This is a genomic window from Sutterella megalosphaeroides (assembly GCF_003609995.1).
GTDB lineage: Bacteria > Pseudomonadota > Gammaproteobacteria > Burkholderiales > Burkholderiaceae_F > Sutterella > Sutterella megalosphaeroides.
Window position 1 is genome coordinate 125,368 of record NZ_AP018786.1, and the last position, 16,201, is coordinate 141,568.

General features: G+C 64.5%; 16 protein-coding genes. 5 read left to right on the top strand and 11 right to left on the bottom strand.

Going from position 1 to position 16,201, the window contains the following annotated elements; all coding sequences use genetic code 11:
• Nucleotides 1–12: 12 nt before the first annotated feature.
• Both rpoH and trmL read left to right on the top strand, forming a co-directional pair.
• Complete coding sequence (rpoH, locus tag S6FBBBH3_RS00595) at nucleotides 13–1,074, top strand: RNA polymerase sigma factor RpoH (RefSeq protein WP_120175884.1); 1,062 nt, start codon at nucleotides 13–15, stop codon at nucleotides 1,072–1,074.
• Nucleotides 1,074–1,544, top strand: coding sequence for a tRNA (uridine(34)/cytosine(34)/5-carboxymethylaminomethyluridine(34)-2'-O)-methyltransferase TrmL (gene trmL, locus S6FBBBH3_RS00600; protein WP_120175885.1), 471 nt, complete (start codon nucleotides 1,074–1,076; stop codon nucleotides 1,542–1,544). Before rpoH ends, trmL begins: the two co-directional genes overlap by 1 nt.
• Nucleotides 1,545–1,651: 107 nt before the next feature.
• On the opposite strand, the gene S6FBBBH3_RS00605 is transcribed toward trmL, so the two are convergent.
• The 3 genes from S6FBBBH3_RS00605 to S6FBBBH3_RS00615 form a co-directional block, all read right to left on the bottom strand.
• Nucleotides 1,652–2,314, bottom strand: coding sequence for a response regulator (locus S6FBBBH3_RS00605; RefSeq protein ID WP_120175886.1), 663 nt, complete (start codon nucleotides 2,312–2,314; stop codon nucleotides 1,652–1,654).
• 240 nt (nucleotides 2,315–2,554) lie between these two features.
• Nucleotides 2,555–3,076: a protein-export chaperone SecB gene (secB, locus tag S6FBBBH3_RS00610; RefSeq protein ID WP_120175887.1), complete on the bottom strand. Its 522-nt coding sequence runs from the start codon at nucleotides 3,074–3,076 to the stop codon at nucleotides 2,555–2,557.
• 131 nt (nucleotides 3,077–3,207) lie between these two features.
• A complete protein-coding gene (locus S6FBBBH3_RS00615) occupies nucleotides 3,208–3,612 on the bottom strand; it encodes a rhodanese-like domain-containing protein (RefSeq protein ID WP_120175888.1) in 405 nt (134 codons plus the stop codon).
• Nucleotides 3,613–3,778: 166 nt separating this feature from the next.
• Here S6FBBBH3_RS00615 and S6FBBBH3_RS00620 point away from each other — a divergent pair, with 166 nt between their 5' ends.
• From S6FBBBH3_RS00620 to S6FBBBH3_RS00630, 3 genes are all read left to right on the top strand, one after another.
• Nucleotides 3,779–5,242, top strand: a complete 1,464-nt coding sequence (locus S6FBBBH3_RS00620; protein WP_232008798.1) for a murein hydrolase activator EnvC family protein — start codon at nucleotides 3,779–3,781, stop codon at nucleotides 5,240–5,242.
• Between the two features lie 71 nt (nucleotides 5,243–5,313).
• On the top strand, nucleotides 5,314–6,789 hold the full coding sequence (locus tag S6FBBBH3_RS00625; RefSeq protein ID WP_120175889.1) for a S41 family peptidase: 1,476 nt from the start codon (nucleotides 5,314–5,316) through the stop codon (nucleotides 6,787–6,789).
• A gap of 24 nt (nucleotides 6,790–6,813) precedes the next feature.
• A complete protein-coding gene (locus tag S6FBBBH3_RS00630; protein WP_120175890.1) occupies nucleotides 6,814–7,575 on the top strand; it encodes a HesA/MoeB/ThiF family protein in 762 nt (253 codons plus the stop codon).
• Between the two features lie 69 nt (nucleotides 7,576–7,644).
• Here the strand turns inward: S6FBBBH3_RS00630 and sppA are convergent, their stop codons facing one another.
• The 8 genes from sppA to S6FBBBH3_RS00670 all read right to left on the bottom strand — a co-directional run bounded on the left by sppA (nucleotide 7,645) and on the right by S6FBBBH3_RS00670 (nucleotide 16,020).
• Nucleotides 7,645–9,471, bottom strand: a complete 1,827-nt coding sequence (gene sppA, locus S6FBBBH3_RS00635; protein ID WP_120175891.1) for a signal peptide peptidase SppA — start codon at nucleotides 9,469–9,471, stop codon at nucleotides 7,645–7,647.
• Nucleotides 9,472–9,482: 11 nt separating this feature from the next.
• Complete coding sequence (locus S6FBBBH3_RS00640; protein WP_120175892.1) at nucleotides 9,483–10,283, bottom strand: pyrimidine 5'-nucleotidase; 801 nt, start codon at nucleotides 10,281–10,283, stop codon at nucleotides 9,483–9,485.
• A gap of 99 nt (nucleotides 10,284–10,382) precedes the next feature.
• On the bottom strand, nucleotides 10,383–10,802 hold the full coding sequence (gene dksA, locus S6FBBBH3_RS00645; protein WP_120175893.1) for an RNA polymerase-binding protein DksA: 420 nt from the start codon (nucleotides 10,800–10,802) through the stop codon (nucleotides 10,383–10,385).
• Between the two features lie 245 nt (nucleotides 10,803–11,047).
• Nucleotides 11,048–12,040 (bottom strand): CobW family GTP-binding protein, encoded by a 993-nt coding sequence (locus S6FBBBH3_RS00650; protein WP_120175894.1) that lies wholly within the window; start codon nucleotides 12,038–12,040, stop codon nucleotides 11,048–11,050.
• A 20-nt stretch (nucleotides 12,041–12,060) separates the two neighbouring features.
• On the bottom strand, nucleotides 12,061–13,269 hold the full coding sequence (locus tag S6FBBBH3_RS00655; RefSeq protein ID WP_120175895.1) for a class I SAM-dependent rRNA methyltransferase: 1,209 nt from the start codon (nucleotides 13,267–13,269) through the stop codon (nucleotides 12,061–12,063).
• A gap of 110 nt (nucleotides 13,270–13,379) precedes the next feature.
• Complete coding sequence (gene dapF, locus S6FBBBH3_RS00660) at nucleotides 13,380–14,213, bottom strand: diaminopimelate epimerase (protein WP_120177768.1); 834 nt, start codon at nucleotides 14,211–14,213, stop codon at nucleotides 13,380–13,382.
• Between the two features lie 37 nt (nucleotides 14,214–14,250).
• Nucleotides 14,251–15,129, bottom strand: a complete 879-nt coding sequence (locus S6FBBBH3_RS00665) for a lysophospholipid acyltransferase family protein (RefSeq protein ID WP_120175896.1) — start codon at nucleotides 15,127–15,129, stop codon at nucleotides 14,251–14,253.
• Nucleotides 15,130–15,150: 21 nt separating this feature from the next.
• Nucleotides 15,151–16,020, bottom strand: coding sequence for a lysophospholipid acyltransferase family protein (locus S6FBBBH3_RS00670; RefSeq protein ID WP_120175897.1), 870 nt, complete (start codon nucleotides 16,018–16,020; stop codon nucleotides 15,151–15,153).
• Nucleotides 16,021–16,201: the final 181 nt, after the last annotated feature.

Genomic DNA, 16,201 nt, shown 5'->3' on the forward strand with positions numbered 1-16,201 from the left:
GGGAGAGAGCGTATGGTCGACACCGACAACCGCCCCGACGCGACGGCTCCCGAGGCCCCGGAAGTCCTCGACGCCGAACCGCGTCCCAAACATGCGCGGCGCGCCAAAGCGGCGCGCGCCCCCGCAACGGAGGTCTCGCCCGTCGAAACCGGAGAGACCTCCTCGAGCCGCGCGCTCGTACCCTTCACGCCTCCGAAAACGCCCGCCCTCGTCGGGCAGCTCGGCGACCTCGAAGCCTTCATGCGGGCCGCCGATCGCGCCCCCATGCTCTCGGCCGACGAAGAGCACGACCTTGCGGTGCGACTGCGCGACGAAAACGATCTCGAAGCCGCCCAGCAGCTGATTCTCAGCCACCTGCGCCTCGTCATTTCGATCGCCCGCGGCTTTCTCGGCTACGGGCTCCCCTACGCGGACCTCATCCAGGAAGGGAACATCGGCCTCATGAAGGCCATTCGTCACTACGACCCCGACCGCGGCGCCCGCCTGATGACCTTTGCCGTGCACTGGATCCGCTCCGAGATTCAGGAGTACGTGATCCGCAACTGGCGCATCGTGAAACTGGCCACGACGAAAAACCAGCGCAAGCTCTTTTTCAACCTGCGCCAGCTCAAAGAAGACCCGCAATACGCCCTCACGAACCAGCAGGCCGAACGCATCGCGCTCACGCTCGACGTGAAGCCCCGGGAAGTGCTCGAAATGGAAGAGCGCATGTACGGGCAGGAAACGAGCCTCGACGCCCCGACGGGAGGCTCCTCCCGGGACGACGACGAAGGCTCCTTCACGCCCTCGGACTGGCTCACGCGCGAAAGCGACGAACCCGAGGCGGTGCTCGAAGAAGAAAACCGCATGCGCCTCGAAGGTGAAGGCATTCAAAAGGCGCTTCAGGCGCTCGACGAACGCAGCCGCCGCGTGATCGAAGCGCGCTACCTGCATCAGGACGAAAACGGCAATGTGAAGCCCGTGACGCTCCAGACGCTCGCCGACGAATTCGGCATCTCCGCCGAGCGCGTCCGACAAATCGAAAAACTTGCGCTGCGCCGCATGCGCGAAGCGCTTTCCAACGAAGATTACTGATGTTCCACGTTGTTCTCGTCGCCCCGGAAATCCCGCCCAATACGGGCAACGTCATTCGCCTCTGCGCGAACACCGGGTGCGAGCTGCACCTGATCCGTCCCCTGGGCTTCACGCTCGAAGACAAGCAGATGAAGCGGGCGGGGCTCGACTACCACGAGTACGCCACGCTCAAGGTGCACGATTCGTTCGAGGCGTTCCTCGAAGCCGAGAAGCCCGATCCCGAACGCATGTTCGCCATGACGACCAAAGGGAGCACACCCTTTGCCCGCATGGATTTCCGCCCGGGCGACTGGTTCGTCTTCGGCTCGGAAAGCAAGGGCCTTCCCGAAGCCGTTCGGGAGCGCTTCCCCGAGTCGCAGCGCATTCGCCTCCCGATGCGTCCCGACAACCGCTCGCTCAACCTCTCGAACACCGTGGCCGTCACCGTGTTCGAAGCCTGGCGTCAGAACGGGTACGCGGGCGGCGTTTGAGCAACCCGAAAACGACGAAGGGCGGGAAGCACCGTACGCGCTTTCCGCCCTTTTCTTTTTGACGCGGCCCCGCCCCGCTTCGGGGTCGGGCGTCCGCTCGGAATTCCTCAGAGCTCCTTGTCGATCTTGTGTTCGATCGCGTAAATCGCGGCCTGAACGCGGCTCGAGAGGTTGAGCTTGCGCAGGATGCTCTGCACGTGCACCTTGACCGTCGACTCGGCGAGGCAAAGCGCGCGGGCGATTTCCTTATTCGAGACGCCGCGGGCCAACCAGGCGAGCGTCTGACGTTCGCGGCGCGTGAGCACCGAGGGATCCTGCCCGGGATAGGCGGTGCGGCTGCGCCCCTGATCGGGGTCGGACATCTGGCTCACGAACTTCGACATCATCTGCGGCGAGATGACGCTGTCGCCCTGATACGCAAGGCGGATCGAGCGCAGGAGGAAGTCCTGATCGATCTTCTTGAGGAGGTACCCGCGAGCGCCGAGCTTGAGGCATTCGCCGAGGATTTCGCAGTCTTCGCTCACCGTGAGCATCAGGACCGCCAGATCGGGGTGCGTCTCGCGAATCTGAGCAAGCGCTTCGAGCCCGTTCATGCTCGGCATGTCGACGTCGAGCAACACGACGTCGGCTTCGACCTGCTCGACGAGCTTGACGCCCTCAAGTCCGTCGCTCGCCTCGCCGACCACTTTGAAGTCGGCCTGACGCTGCAGAAGCGCCTTCACCCCGCTGCGAAAGAGCGTGTGGTCATCGATGAGGAGAATTCGGATCATGTTCTGTTGCGTCCCGTTGAGTGAGGTCGAACGACCGGTTGCGACAACCGGCGGATTTTTCGATTGTAGCAACTCGGCGCCCCGACCGAAACGCTACCAAAGAGGGAGAAAGCGCCCTACGGCGCCGCGAGAGCCCCGCGGCGCAAGCGGCAAAAGGGAAAAGAAAAAGGGAGGCGATACGCGACCGTCTCCCCGCAGACTTGAAGCGCGACCGTCCGACGACGCGCAACGTCAGTCTTCTCAGCTGTTGGCGGGCTGCTGCTGGGCGGCCATTTCGGCCTGAGCCTGAGCGAGGCGCTGCTGATAGAGCACTTCGAAGTTCACTTCGGGCATGTGGACGGGCGGCAGATTGGCGCGCGTCATCAGGTCGGCGATGTTGGCACGGAGGTACGGGTAGACCATCGACGGGCAGAGCACGTTCGTGACGTGCTGCAGGCCGTCGGCGGGAATGCCGCGGATCGCGAAGATGCCCGACTGCTTGCCTTCGACGAGGATCACGGTCTTTTCGCCCGCGGTCACCGTCACCGTGCCGCGCACGGTCACGTCGAAGAGGTCGTTGCCGAGAACGCGCTGGCTCACTTCGAACTGGATGTCCACCTGCGGGGCGCTCTGCTGCGGCTCGAGAAGGATTTCGGGCGCGTGCGGCATTTCAAGGGAAGCGTCCTTCAGGTAGCAGCGCTGAAGCTGGAAGACGGGCTGGGCTTCCTGGGCGGCGTCCTGAGCCGGCGTTTCCTGGGGCTGAGCGTTTTCGTTTTCGGCCATGATTTCACCTTTTTGTGGTTGCGGCGTCGACGAAGCCGAGCGCCGGAAGTGGATGGGTTCGGGGTTCCGGCAAAGAGCCCGCGAACCGCAGTGTGCATTGCTTACTTAAATGGGGACGGTTTCGTCGAAATTCAAGCTTCGAGCGGCATGTTTTCTTTCGCCCAGGCGAACATGCCGTTTTCGAGCACGTAAACCTTCGTGAAGCCCACGCCGCGAAGCAGACGGGCCGCCGTGCGCGCATCGCCCCCCGTACGGTCGACGAGGAGAACGGGACGCTCGCGGGAGAGGTCGCCGAGACGGTTCTGGATCGTATCGACGGGCATATTGACGGCGCGCGCAATGTGTCCCTTCTTGTATTCGGCGGGCTTGCGCACGTCGATCACCTGAGCGTGCTCTTTGTTGATGAGCTTCGTGGCTTCCTGGGGCGTGATCTGCGGCCCGTAACGACGCTGCATGAAAGCGGGAAGAAGCAGCGCGACGATCGTCAGCACGATCACGGTCAGAAGCAACACGTTGTCGAGAAGAAAGGAAAGCATTGACTGCCCCAAAAATTGGTGTTCGAAAGGAGGAGATTATAAAATGCCTCGGAACGAACTCAACGTTCTTTACCCCCGAGCCTTCCCGCTCGGAGCCGTCCCGCGCGGACTGCGGACGCGGATTCCGCCCGTCGCGCCGCGAACTCTTTTCGATATCGAGCGCCCCGTGACCTCTTTTCGACTTTTCCTTGCCGCCGGTCTGAGTTTCACGCTCATGACGGGCCCGAGCCCGGCGTTGCCCGCCGCGACTCCGCGGCTTGACGCGGCCTATCAAGTCGCCGCGGCCGACACGCAGACGGCCAAGAAGCGCGCGACGAGCACGAAAAAGTCCTCCGCCTCGACGAAAAAGAGCACGACGACGAAGAAAACGCAGACGACCCGAAAGTCGAGCACGACGAGCAAGTCGACGACCCGAAAGTCCGCCGCCCGCAAATCGACGAGCACGGCCAAGGCGCCCGTACGCAAGTCGCTGCAGACGGAAAAGGAAAAGTCGAAAGCCGAAAACGAAAAGGCCTCGGTGGACCAGCGCCTCGTGGCGCTGCAAAAGGAGCTCTCCGAAAAGGAAGCCCGTCAGGAAGCGGCAGACCGGGCTCTGCAGAAGGCCGATCAGGCCATCTCGGAAGCCAACCGCCGACTGCGCGACCTCAAAACTGAACGACGCACCGTGGAGCGCCAGTTGCAAAACCTGAAGCGCGACGGTCGAAACGTCTCGGAAGAGCTTCAACGGGCCGAGTCGCTCGTCGGGCAGATCGCCCGCGCCCAGTACGTCCATTCGCGGCGCGAGAGCTGGCAGACCCTGCTCGACGGCTCCAACCCCAACACGCTCACGCTCGAAGCGGCGCAGTTGCGTTACCTCGCCCGCGCGCAGACGCGCGCGGTCGCCGAGCTCGAAGAGAAGCACCAAAAAATCCGCAGCGTGGCCGACGAAACGCAGTCGCGTCAGTCCGAACTCGCCCGCATCGCGCGCGACGAAGAGAAGAGCCGCAAAGAGCTCCTCTCGGAGAAAAAGGACCGACAGGCCGCTGCCTCCAAGCTGAAGAAAGAAATCGCCTCCCAGCAGGCCGCGATCGACAAACTCACAAAGGACCAGGCACGCCTCGGCAGTCTCGTCGCCTCGATCGACAAGCGCCTCACGGCGGAACGCGCCGCGGAAGCGGCCGCTCAGAAAAAGGCCGAAGAAGAAGCGAAAAAGAAGAATTCGCGCCCCGTCGTGCGTCAACCCGCGCCTGGGACGAACTTCGCGAAACTCAAGGGGAAACTCTCCCGTCCGGTCGCGGGTCGCATCGTCGCGCGCTTCGGCTCGCAGCGCACGGGCTCGGCCAGGTGGCAGGGCCTGCTCTTCCGCGCCCCCGAAGGCGCGGAAGTCGTCGCCTGCGCGCCGGGGACCGTCGTCTTCGCGGACTGGCTTCGCGGTTACGGCAACCTCGTCATCGTCGACCACGGCAACACGTACCTCTCGGTCTACGCCAACAACGAATCCATCTTCAAAAACGTCGGCGACCGGGTCAAACAAGGCGAAACAATTAGCTCCGTGGGCGCCTCCGGGGGCGACGACGAGCCGGGCTTATACTTCGAAATTCGCCGCGGCGGCAAGCCCGTCGACCCGTCGCCCTGGCTTTCCGCCAAGTAAGCGACCACGGGCGCCCTCCGTCGGAAGGCGCCGCACAACCTTTACGCGCCCCGTTGCGGGGCCCAACCACCATGCACAAACTTCGCGCCATTTCTCTTATCTGCGCCGGCATGTTCGCGGGCGCTCTCGCGAGCGTCGGCATTCAAGCCTACGCCGAGAAAAACAGCTCGACGCTTCCCCTGCAGGAAATCCGCCAGTTCACGAGCGTCTTCAACGCCGTCAAGGACTACTACGTCGACGAAGTCGAAGACCGTCAGCTGTTGCAGTCGGCCGTCGAAGGCATGGTGAGCGGTCTCGACCCGCATTCGAGCTACCTCGACGTCGACGGGTTCAAGGACATGAACGAAGCGACGCAGGGCTCCTTCGGCGGCCTCGGCATCGAGGTCACCAAGGATGCCGCGGGCGTACGCGTCATTTCCCCGATCGACGATACGCCCGCAGCGCGTGCCGGCATTCGCGCGGGCGACATCATCACCCGCATCGACGGCGAAGCGACGGCCGAACTTTCGCTTACGGACGCCGTCAAGCTGATGCGCGGCGAACCGAAGACGAAGATCCGTCTCGAGGTCGCCCGCAAGGGTGAAATGAAGCCCATCACGTTCAACCTCGAACGTGCCGTGATCAAAACCCAATCCGTGAAGATGCAGAAGCTCGCCGACAACCTCGGCTACATCCGCATCACGCAGTTCCAGGAGCGTACGGCCGAGGACCTCGCCGCCCGACTCGTCGAACTCGAAAAGTCCGGGAACCTCAAGGGGCTCGTCCTTGACCTGCGCAACGACCCGGGCGGTCTCCTGCAGGCGGCCATCGGCGTTTCCGCGGCCTTCCTGCCGCACAACGCGGACATCGTCTCCACGAAGGGACGCGCGCCGCAGTCCGATTACACCTTCAAGGCGATCGAATCCGACTACCGTGCGGGCAACGCCGTCAAGGCGCTCGCGCAGCTGCCCTCCGTCGTGAAGACCGTACCGATGGTGGTGCTCATCAACTCGTCCTCCGCCTCGGCCTCCGAAATCGTGGCGGGCGCTCTGCAGGACCACAAGCGCGCGACCCTCATGGGCGACCGCTCCTTCGGCAAGGGCTCCGTGCAGACCATTCTGCCGATGAGCTTCGGCGACAAGGCCGTGGCCGTCAAGCTGACGACCGCGCGCTACTACACGCCGTCGGGCCGCTCGATTCAGGCCCGCGGCATCGCTCCCGACATCTACGTCGACGACACGCCCGAAGGGAACTACCCCACCTTCCAGATCCGCGAGGCCGATCTCGCGCATCACCTGAAGAATCAGGAAGGCGACCTGGCCGACGATCTGCCGTACGACGATACGAACGCCGAAAAGGCGCCCGACTACATGTACCTTTTCGGCGACGAAAAGGACTGGCAGCTTCAGCAGGCCATGGCCTATCTGAAGGGCAAGCCCGTGGTTACGAGCAAGTACCGCGGGCAGCCGCAAAGCGTCGTGAAAAAGCTTCGTGCCGAAGAGCGCGCCGCCAAGAAGAACGACGCCTCGAAGTCCGAAACCCGATCGGACGCGAAAACCGACAAATAATCCGTCAACGAAGAGCCTTACGCCATGACTCCCCACCGCTTCGATGCCATTGCCGAGCGCCTGTCGCGCCAAACCCTCCTTGCCGAACTCGGCCGGGAAGGGATGGAACGCATCGCCGACGCCCGTTTTCTCGTCATCGGAGCGGGCGACCTCGGTTCGCCCGCTCTCACCTACCTCGCCGCTTCGGGCGGCTGTCGCATCACGGTCGCGGACCCCGATACGGTGTCCGTCACGAACCTTTCGCGCCAGCTCCTGCACGGCGAAGAAGCGCTCGGCGTCAATAAGGCGGAAAACGCCGCCCGGGTGCTTCCCCGCTACAACCCGGCCGTGGAGGTGACGCCGATCGGCACCTACCTCGACGAAAAGACGCTCGCCGACGTGCTCGACACGGTCGACATCGTGCTCGACTGCTCGGACAACCTCGCCACGCGTCAGAGCGTGAACCGTGCGGCCCTGAAGGCGCGCAAGCCGCTCGTTTTCGGCTCCGCCGTTCGCTTTTCGGGTCAGCTCTCGGTGTTCGACTTCCGCGACGAAGCGTCGCCCTGCTATCGGTGCCTCTTCGACGAGGACGATGCCGCGAACGACCAGAAGGCCTCCGCGCTCGGCGTCTTTTCGCCGCTCACCGGGCTGGTGGGCACCCTGCAGGCCGCCGAAGCGCTGCGCCTCGCGGCGGGCCTTCCCTCGCCCTGGGTCGGGAAGCTCCTGATGATCGACCTGCTCGCGGGCGAATTCGAAACCGTCCGCTGCCGCCGTCGCCGTTCGTGCCCCGTGTGCGGCGGTCACTGACCGATCGGACTTAAAAAAAAGCCGGCCTTTCGGGGCCGGCTTTTTTGTTGCGGGCTGCTCGCGGCCCACTCAGAGACTCACGCGCGCCTCGGGCGTCCAGACGATCGCCCGACCGGGCGAAGCGAGCACCCGGCGCTCCCAGGCGGAAAAGAGGCCGTCGGCGTACCGAAGCGCCTGAAACGCCTCCAGGGCGGGTGCCTGCGTGCGCACCGCATCGCCGAGAACGCCGTTCAGGACGGGCGCAAGCCACCGCCCCCAGCCCTCTTCGATCGGATCGAAGAGAAGGACGGCGGGATTTTCGCCGAGCCCCGCGCGTTCGGCGGCGATCAACACGGCGTCGTCGAGCGTGCCGAGCGCGTCGACCAAACCCAGGCGCTTCGCGTCTTCGCCGAGCCACACCCGGCCGCCCGCCGCGGCTTCGACCGCCTCGGGCGAGAGGTTGCGGCCGCGCGCCACGATCGAACGGAAGTTCGCATAGACGCGATCGACCCCCGCCTGATAGAGCGCGCGCTCGGCCTTGTCGCGCGGACTCAGCACCGAGCCGAACTCCGCCGCGGGCCCCGTCGACCAGCCGCCCGCGCCGACGTCGAACTTCTCCAACAAGGGAGCGAAATTGGGCGCCAGAGCGAATACGCCGATCGAGCCCGTGAGCGTCAGCGGGTCCGCGACGACAACGTCGGCCGCGGCGCTCAGCCAGTAGCCGCCCGATGCGGCCGCATCCCCCATCGAGACGACGACGGGGAGACCCTTCTTGCGGATCGCCTCGATCTTTTCGCGAATCTCTTCGGCGGCAAGCGCGTCGCCCCCGGGCGTGTTGATGCGAAGGACGATCGCCTTCGTTTCGGGAGCGGAAGCCGCTTCGTCGAGCAGCGCGATGAGTTCGCCCGCCACGATGCCGCCGACGGCGGGCTCGTTGGAGATTTCCCCTTCGGCCGTCACGAGCGCCACGTACGCATCCGCGGCGGGAAGCCCGGGCAGAACGGCGAGGTAGTCGCGGTAGTCGACGATCTGCAGATCGTCGGGGGTCGAGCCGAACTTCGCCGCGGCGTGTTCGACGAACGCGTCGCGGGTCATGACGCCCGTGACGAGCCCCGCGTCTTTCAGGGCCCCCAGGGGGTCGGAAAGGGCCTTCCCGCGGCCCGAAACGAGTTGGTCGATCCACGCGTTCACGACCCCCGTGCGGGCGCCGCGGGCCGATTCGATGTCGGTCGTCAGCCGCTGCCAGGCGGGCTCCAGGTACCCGCGCTGCGCTTCGAGGGCCTCTTCGGAGGGCGCCCCGAAGAGGAACGCTTCCGGAGCGCTCTTATAGACGCCCGCCTTATAGACATCGACCTCCACGGAGAGGCGCTTCAAAAATTCGCCCCAGTAGAGGCTTCGCCCCGTCAGGCCCTTCAACTCCACGGTCCCCATGGGGTGCACGTACACTTCGTCGGCATGCGCCGCCACGGCGTAGGCCCCTTGGGTAAAGGCACTCCCCCACGCCAGGACGGGCCGCCCCGTTTCGCGCTTGTAGTCGTCGATGGCCTTGCCGATCGCGCGGGCCGAAGCCAAACCGATCCCCGACAGATTTTCCAGATCGAGCACCACGCCCGCAATCGACGCGTCGTCTTTGGCGGCCGCAAGCGCCTCCGTCACGTCGAGCAGACGGGTCGAGCCGCGCTCGACGTCGAGCATCCGACGCACGTCCGCCACCGATCGGGGCGGCGTCGGAGCCGTCTCCGAGACCGTGCCGTCGAACGCGAGCACAAGCACCGTCCCCGGCGGAATGCCGCCCGCGGGGCGCGTCGCCATGTAGGCGAACGCCGCGAGCGCAATCAGAAGGACGAGAAAAAGAGCGTTGGCGCAAAAGCGTCGCATCGCGTCGACGCCCTGCCACAGTCGGGAAAAGAGGCGCATGGGTCGACTCCTCACACGAGTTCGCGGCGCTCACGGCGCCCCTGCGACGCGTTCCGCGTACCGAAAAGCTTCGGCAGCTCGCGCACGTGCCCGACGACGTGATCGACGTACGGATAGGCTTTTCGCCACGGGAGCTTTCCGGCCGCCCGTCTATAGCCCGTACACCACACGGTCGTAAGCCCCGCGCGGGCGGCTGCTTTGAGATTCATGGGGCTGTCGTCGACGAACACCGTCTCGCGGGGCGAGACGCCGAAGCGCGCGCACGCGGCGACGAACATCGACGCATTGGGTTTCGGCCGCCAGTCGCCGAAAAGCCGCATCTCGGTACTCGTCACTTCGGCGTCGAAAAAGTCCGACATCCCCATCGCCTTGAGGACCGCGTCCGCGTAGTTGCGCGGCCCGTTCGTAAAGACCACTTTGCGTCCCGGGAGCTTCTGGAGGGCCTGCTTCGGATCGCCCTCGCAGGAGACGTAGGGGGCGAAATCGAAATCGTGCGTGGCGGGCAGAAACTCCCGAGGATCGACGCCGTGGTTCTGCCACATGCCGAGGAAGGTCGACCCGTACTCTTCCCAGTACTGCGTGCGAAGCGCTTCGGCCTGCGCTTCCGGGAGCCCGAGCCGCTCCATGATGAAGGCGTTCATCCGGAGGTGAATCGCGTGCAAAAGTCCGCGCGACGAGCCGAGCACCGTGTCGTCGAGGTCAAGGAGCCAGAGCTTCGGTCGGAAGGGTTCGGGGGCCGCGGCGCGGCGCTTCACGCGGCCGAGGCGGGCGGAGCGAACGGGGTCGTCCTCAAGAAGGGCGTCGTCTTTCATGAATAACAGTCTCCGAAAAGCAAAACGGCACGGCCGAAGCTCGCGCGAGCATGCGGTCGTGCCGTCATTGGTCTCTGGCAGGTCGGCCCCGAAAGCGGATCAGTCGCCGTACATCTTCTGCTTGAGTTCGCGGCGCTGCTGCGCTTCAAGCGACAGGGTGGCGGTCGGACGGGCCATGAGGCGCGCCACGCCGATCGGGTCGCCCGTCTCTTCGCAGTAGCCGTAGTCGCCGTTCTCGATGCGCTGGAGAGCCGCCTGAACCTTCTTCAGAAGCTTGCGTTCGCGATCGCGCGTGCGCAGCTCGAGCGCGTGTTCTTCTTCGATCGTGGCGCGGTCCGCGGGATCGGGAACCACGTTCGTTTCACGAAGGTTCACCGTCGTCTGACCCGCGTTGGCCCGAAGTTCGGCCTCCATGTCGAGGAGCCGCTGACGGAAGAAAGCGAGTTGACGCTCGTCCATGTAGTCGTCGTCGGACATCTGGAGGATTTCTTCCGCCGTAAGTAGTTTCTTCCCGCCCATTTCTGTTCCTAGCCGAAAATTCGTGAAGGTTGAAAGTCAATCGGCGGATTTCTCGGAATCCGCACGATCGCATCGTGCCCTGCGGCCCTCGAAGGGCGCAAAGCTTTTGAAAAAAATCAAACAGGCTTTATACAGGAAATCGTCCCCGCGTTCCATAGAGCGAAGGGATTTTTCTTGTCGTTTTGTTAGGATCCTTCAAAAGCTTTCGTCGGGGCCGACCGCTCGTCCGCCCCGACGAATCGCACTCAGACGAGGCAGGTTTGCAGGCCGCGGCGAATCGCTTCTTCGGGGAGATTGCGCCCGATGAAGACGAGACGGGAAGTCGGCTTGCGATCGCCCCAGGGGCCGAGCACGTCGGAGACGGCGAGCATGTGCACGCCCTGAACGACCACGCGGTTGGGCGAACCCTGAAGGTTGAGTACGCCCTTGTAGCGGAGCAGATCCTCGCCGTAGACGCTCGTGAGCGACATGAAATAGCGCTCGAGCTTCATCGGATCGAACGCGCGGTCCGTGTCGAAGACGAAGCTGTGGATGTCGTCGTCGTGATGGTGGTGATGGCCTTCGTTGAAGAAGGTCGGATCGACGTCGAGCACGTCGTTCATGTTGAAGCCCGAAATGTCGAGCACTTCTTCGACGGGGCACTTCCCCATGTCGACGCGGCGGATCGGCGCGCGGGCGTTCATCTGACGCAGACGCGCTTCGAGCGCGCTCGCTTCTTCCTCCGTCACGAGGTCGCACTTGGAGAGGAGAATCCGGTCAGCGAACCCGACCTGATCGCGCGCGGGCGCTTCCGCGTCGAGCGTGGCCGAACCGTGCTTCGCGTCGACGACCGTCACCACGCCGTCGAGACGGAAATAGGGCGCCACCGCGTCGTCCATGAAGAAGGTCTGTGCGACGGGACCGGGATTCGCCACGCCGGTCGTTTCGATGACGACGTAGTCGAACGCGATTTCACCGCGATCCCGCTTGTGGCGAAGATCGGTGAGCACGCGCGAGAGGTCGCCGCGGATCGTGCAACACACGCACCCGTTGTTCATCGAGACGATCTGCTCCTTGTCCGACTGAACGATCAGTTCGTTGTCGATGTTCTCGGGCCCGAATTCGTTTTCGATGATCGCAATTCGATGCTTGTGATCTTCCGTCAGAATGCGATTGAGGAGCGTCGTCTTGCCCGCCCCGAGAAAGCCCGTGAGAATCGTGACCGGAATGTCCGGTTCCTGCATTTCTTCAACCTGCATCGTCGATACCTCCGTTCGAATCAGGGACGGACCAAGAGGTCGAGCCCCTTCAGATATTCCCCTTCCGGATACGTCATGAGGAGCGGATGATCCGCCCCGCCGCCGAAGCGCCCGACCGCCCAGGCGTTGACGCCGGCGTCGAACACGGCGCCCGCCACGATCTTCTGGAAAAGATCGACGTCGATGGCACCCGAACACGAGAACGTGAAGAGCCGGCCTCCGGGAGCGAGCAGGCGCAGACCGTTCAGATTGATGTCCTTGTAGGCGCGGGCGGCACGGTCGACATGATAGTGACTCGAGGCGAACTTCGGCGGGTCGAGGATCACGAGGTCGAACGTTTCGCCCTTGTCGCGCAGCTCGCGCAGGAACGCGAAGACGTCGGCGCAGACGAACTTCGCCTTTGCTTCGTCGAAGCCGTTGCGCTTCACGTTTTCGGCGGCCATGTCGAGCGCGTCCTGCGAGGAGTCGACGGAGACGACTTCGTCCGCACCGCCCTTCAAAAGCGCGAGCGAGAAGCCGCCCGTGTAGCAGAAGCAGTTGAGCGCGCGAAGGCCGCGCCCGTGCGTGCGGCGGAATTCTTCCGCAACCCGCTGCGCCGTCAGGCGGCTTTCGCGCTGGTCGACGTAAAAGCCCGTCTTGTGCCCGATGCGAACGTCGACGCCGTAGCGAACGCCGTCTTCTTCGACTTCGATCACGGCCGGGGGCTCTTCGCCGCGGAGATTTTCCATGCGCACTTCAAGCCCTTCGCGACGACGCGTGGCGGCGTCCGAACGGTCGAACACGCCGCGCGCGCCCGTCACCTTCATCAGAAGGTCCGCGAGGAGTTCGCGGTGGCGTTCGACGCCCGCCGACTGGAACTGCGTGACGAGGAAGTCGCCGTACCGGTCCACGATGAGACCGGGCAGGCCGTCGGCTTCGCCGAAAACGAGACGCAGGGCGCTCGCTCGGGCGCGAAGCGGTTCGCGGGCTTCGACGGCGTCGCGAATGCGCTGCTCGAACCAGGCCGCGTCGATCACATCCTCTTCGCGGAAGGACCAGCAGCGGGCGCGCAGGGTCGAAGCGGGCGAAAAGGCCGCCCACGCAAGAAAGCGTCCGTCGTGCCCGCGCACGCACACCGTTTCGCCCGATTCGGGCCGCCCGGTGAGGCGCATCACGGCCGTGTCGTAGACCCAGGGGTGACGACGAAGGAGGGATTTTTCCTTCCCCTTCTTCAGAATGAGATCAATCATGTTCGTGTGTTCCAATGGGGATGCCGCGTGCGGAAAGCCGCGCGGGCGCCCCGAAAAAATCGATGCTCCATCCTACTACAGGGACGAAACGAAACCGGAAAACCGACCGCTCACGCGGTCATGTCGAGGTTGCCCTCGAAAACGAGCTCGGCCGGCCCCGTGAGAAGAAGCGACGCGTCGTCGCTCGGCCACTCGACGCGAAGAAGCCCGCCGGGCGTTTCGACGTCGACCCGCCGATCGAGAAGCCCCGACCGAATGCCGGCCGCCACGGAAGCGGCCGCCCCCGTGCCGCAGGCGGGCGTCTCGCCCGCGCCGCGCTCCCAGACGCGAAAGCGAACGTGCGCGCGGTCGACGATCTCGACGAATTCGACGTTGACGCCCTGCGGAAAGGCGGCGTGCGTCTCGATTCGCGGCCCGAGCGTCGTTACGGGCGCTTCCCGCACCGCGTCGCAAAAGATCACGGCATGGGGATTTCCGATGGATACGGGAATGAAGTCGACGCTCTCCGAGGGAAGCGCCAGCCGATGAACTTCGGCCTCCGCGCGACGCCCGATCGCTTCGCCCTCGGGTACGAAGGGAAGCGCTTCGGGACGAAAGTCGGGCTTTCCGACGGCGGCCCGAAGCCCGAGCGCCGTTTTTTGCACCTCGACCGTGCCCTTTCGGGTTTCGAGACGGGCCGTGCCCGCCTCTTCGGTAAGACCGAGATCGAGGAGGAGCTTTCCGAGGCAGCGCGATCCGTTGCCGCAGTGCTCGACCTCGCCCCCGTCGGGATTGAAAATGCGATAGACGCAGTCGCCTCCCGCGCGCGGGGGTTCCGCAACCAGCACCTGATCGCACCCGACGCCGAGGCGCCGGTCCGCGAGAAAGCGGATGTCGTCCGCATCCAGTCCGCAGGGGCCTTCGAGCGAAAGCACGACGACGAAGTCGTTCCCCGCTCCGTGCATTTTCCAAAACTTCACGTGCTTTCCTCCCAACGAGCGTTCAGTACACCGACGCCTCGCCCTCGGGGCGCGTCTTGAAGCGGCGGTGCACCCACAGGTACTGATCGGGCTGCTTTCTCACCCACGCTTCGAGTTCGCGGTTGATGCGCAGCGTGTCCGCTTCGGGGTCGTCGGTCGGGAAATTTACCAGGGGCGGCGAAATCGTCACGGCGTAGCCCGTCTCCGTCATCGTGGCGATGCACCAGAGGACCTTGGCGCGCGTCAAGCGCGCCAGACGGGACACCATCGGCAGGGTCGCCGCTTCGACCCCGAAAAACGGAACGAAAATCGAATTGCGGCGCCCGTGGTCCATGTCGGGGAGGTAATAGAAGGGAAGCCCATCCTTCATCGCCCGAAGCACGGGACGCAGGTCGCTCGAGTTGCTCTTTGCGACGAGCACCGGGTCCGAGAAGCGCTTGCGCCCCTCGAGCATGGCCTTGTCCCAAACGGGATTGCTCTGCGGCTGATAGAGCGACACGCCGCGCACGTAGGTGTTGAGCGCGATCCCCGCCGCGTCGAGCCCCGCAAAGTGCGGAGCGACCACGATCACGGGACGGTTCTTCTCGTCGAGCAAGTGCTCGAGCCCTTCGAACTTCACGAACTCCCGCACCTCTTCGCGGCTTCCGACCCAGAGCGTGCCGTGGTCGATCGCCGCACGACCGAGACGCACGTAGATGCGTTCGGCGAGTTCGACGCGCTCTTCCTCGCTCAGCTCCGGAAAGCAAAGCCGAAGGTTCGTAAGCGTCACGTGACGACGCTTGGGAACGGCGTACCAAAGAATCCGTGCGGCCAACCGTGCCAGACGGGTTCGATTCTTCATGGAAAGCCCGTGCATGGCGCGAATGAGCGCCACCCACAAACGGGCGAAAGCATTGTTCATGGCGTTGTTCCTTGCCGCTCGTCACCGCGCGTCGCCCGGAGGCGGCAGGGCGCCGCGGGGCACCTTGTAGCGGTTGTAGCTCCAGGCGTATTGCTCGGGAAGGCGTCGGACGATCTCCTCGATCCGACGGTTCATGAGGCGGGCGTCCTCGCGGGGGTCGCCGCTCAGAGGTTCGGTCCACTCCTCGGCTTCGAGGCGCCAGCCGTCGCCCGTGCGCACGCCCCAGGCGAAAATGCGCACGGCGTCGAACTGTCGGGCCACTTTGACGGGCAGCGTCATCGTGTAGGCGGGACGACCGAAAAAGTCGGCCCACACCCCTTCGCCCTGCGACGGGACCTGGTCGGGCAAAGCGCCGAACGTGTGGCCGAGTCGCAGATTGCGGATGACGCGCTTGACGCCCGCGAGGTTCGTGGGCACGGCTTCGATCCCGGGCGCCTGTCGGGCTTCCCCCACGATGCGGCGAAGCACCTCTTTTTTCGGCGGCCGGTAGAGGATCGTGATGTTGCGCTTCGTTTCCGCGAAAAACCGATGCGCGAGCCAAACGGGCAGCACCTCGAAGCAGCCGACGTGCGGCGTCATGAAAACGACGGGACGATCCCCGCGCATGGCGCGGCCGATAAGCGCTTCGGCCTCTTCGGTCGCTTCGACGCGCTTGACGACGTCGGCCGCGGGCCGATACCAAACCCAGAGGCTTTCCATCGCCTGGCGACCCGCATTGCGTCCGACCTTGGAAAAAAGCGCCGGGTCGTCGTACCCGGCGTGTCGGAGGTTTTCGCGCGTACGCCTCCGATACCCCGGCGAGCACCAGAAGGTAAGTTCGCCGATGCCGGCCCCCAACGTTTGCAACACGCGCAACGGCAGGCGGGCGACGAGCTTCAGGAGCACCTGCATCCGTCTAACCTCTCGAGATGATGAAATGGTTCAAACGGATGATTTTACCCCAGCGCTCTTCGTACGAGAAACCGCGTCGTACGTCGGCGTCTACACGTCAACTCGCATCTTCCCCCGAAACGAACGCATGTTTACCAGAGCGATGAAGGCGCCCAGTCCGACGCCCTACGCAAAATCCGGG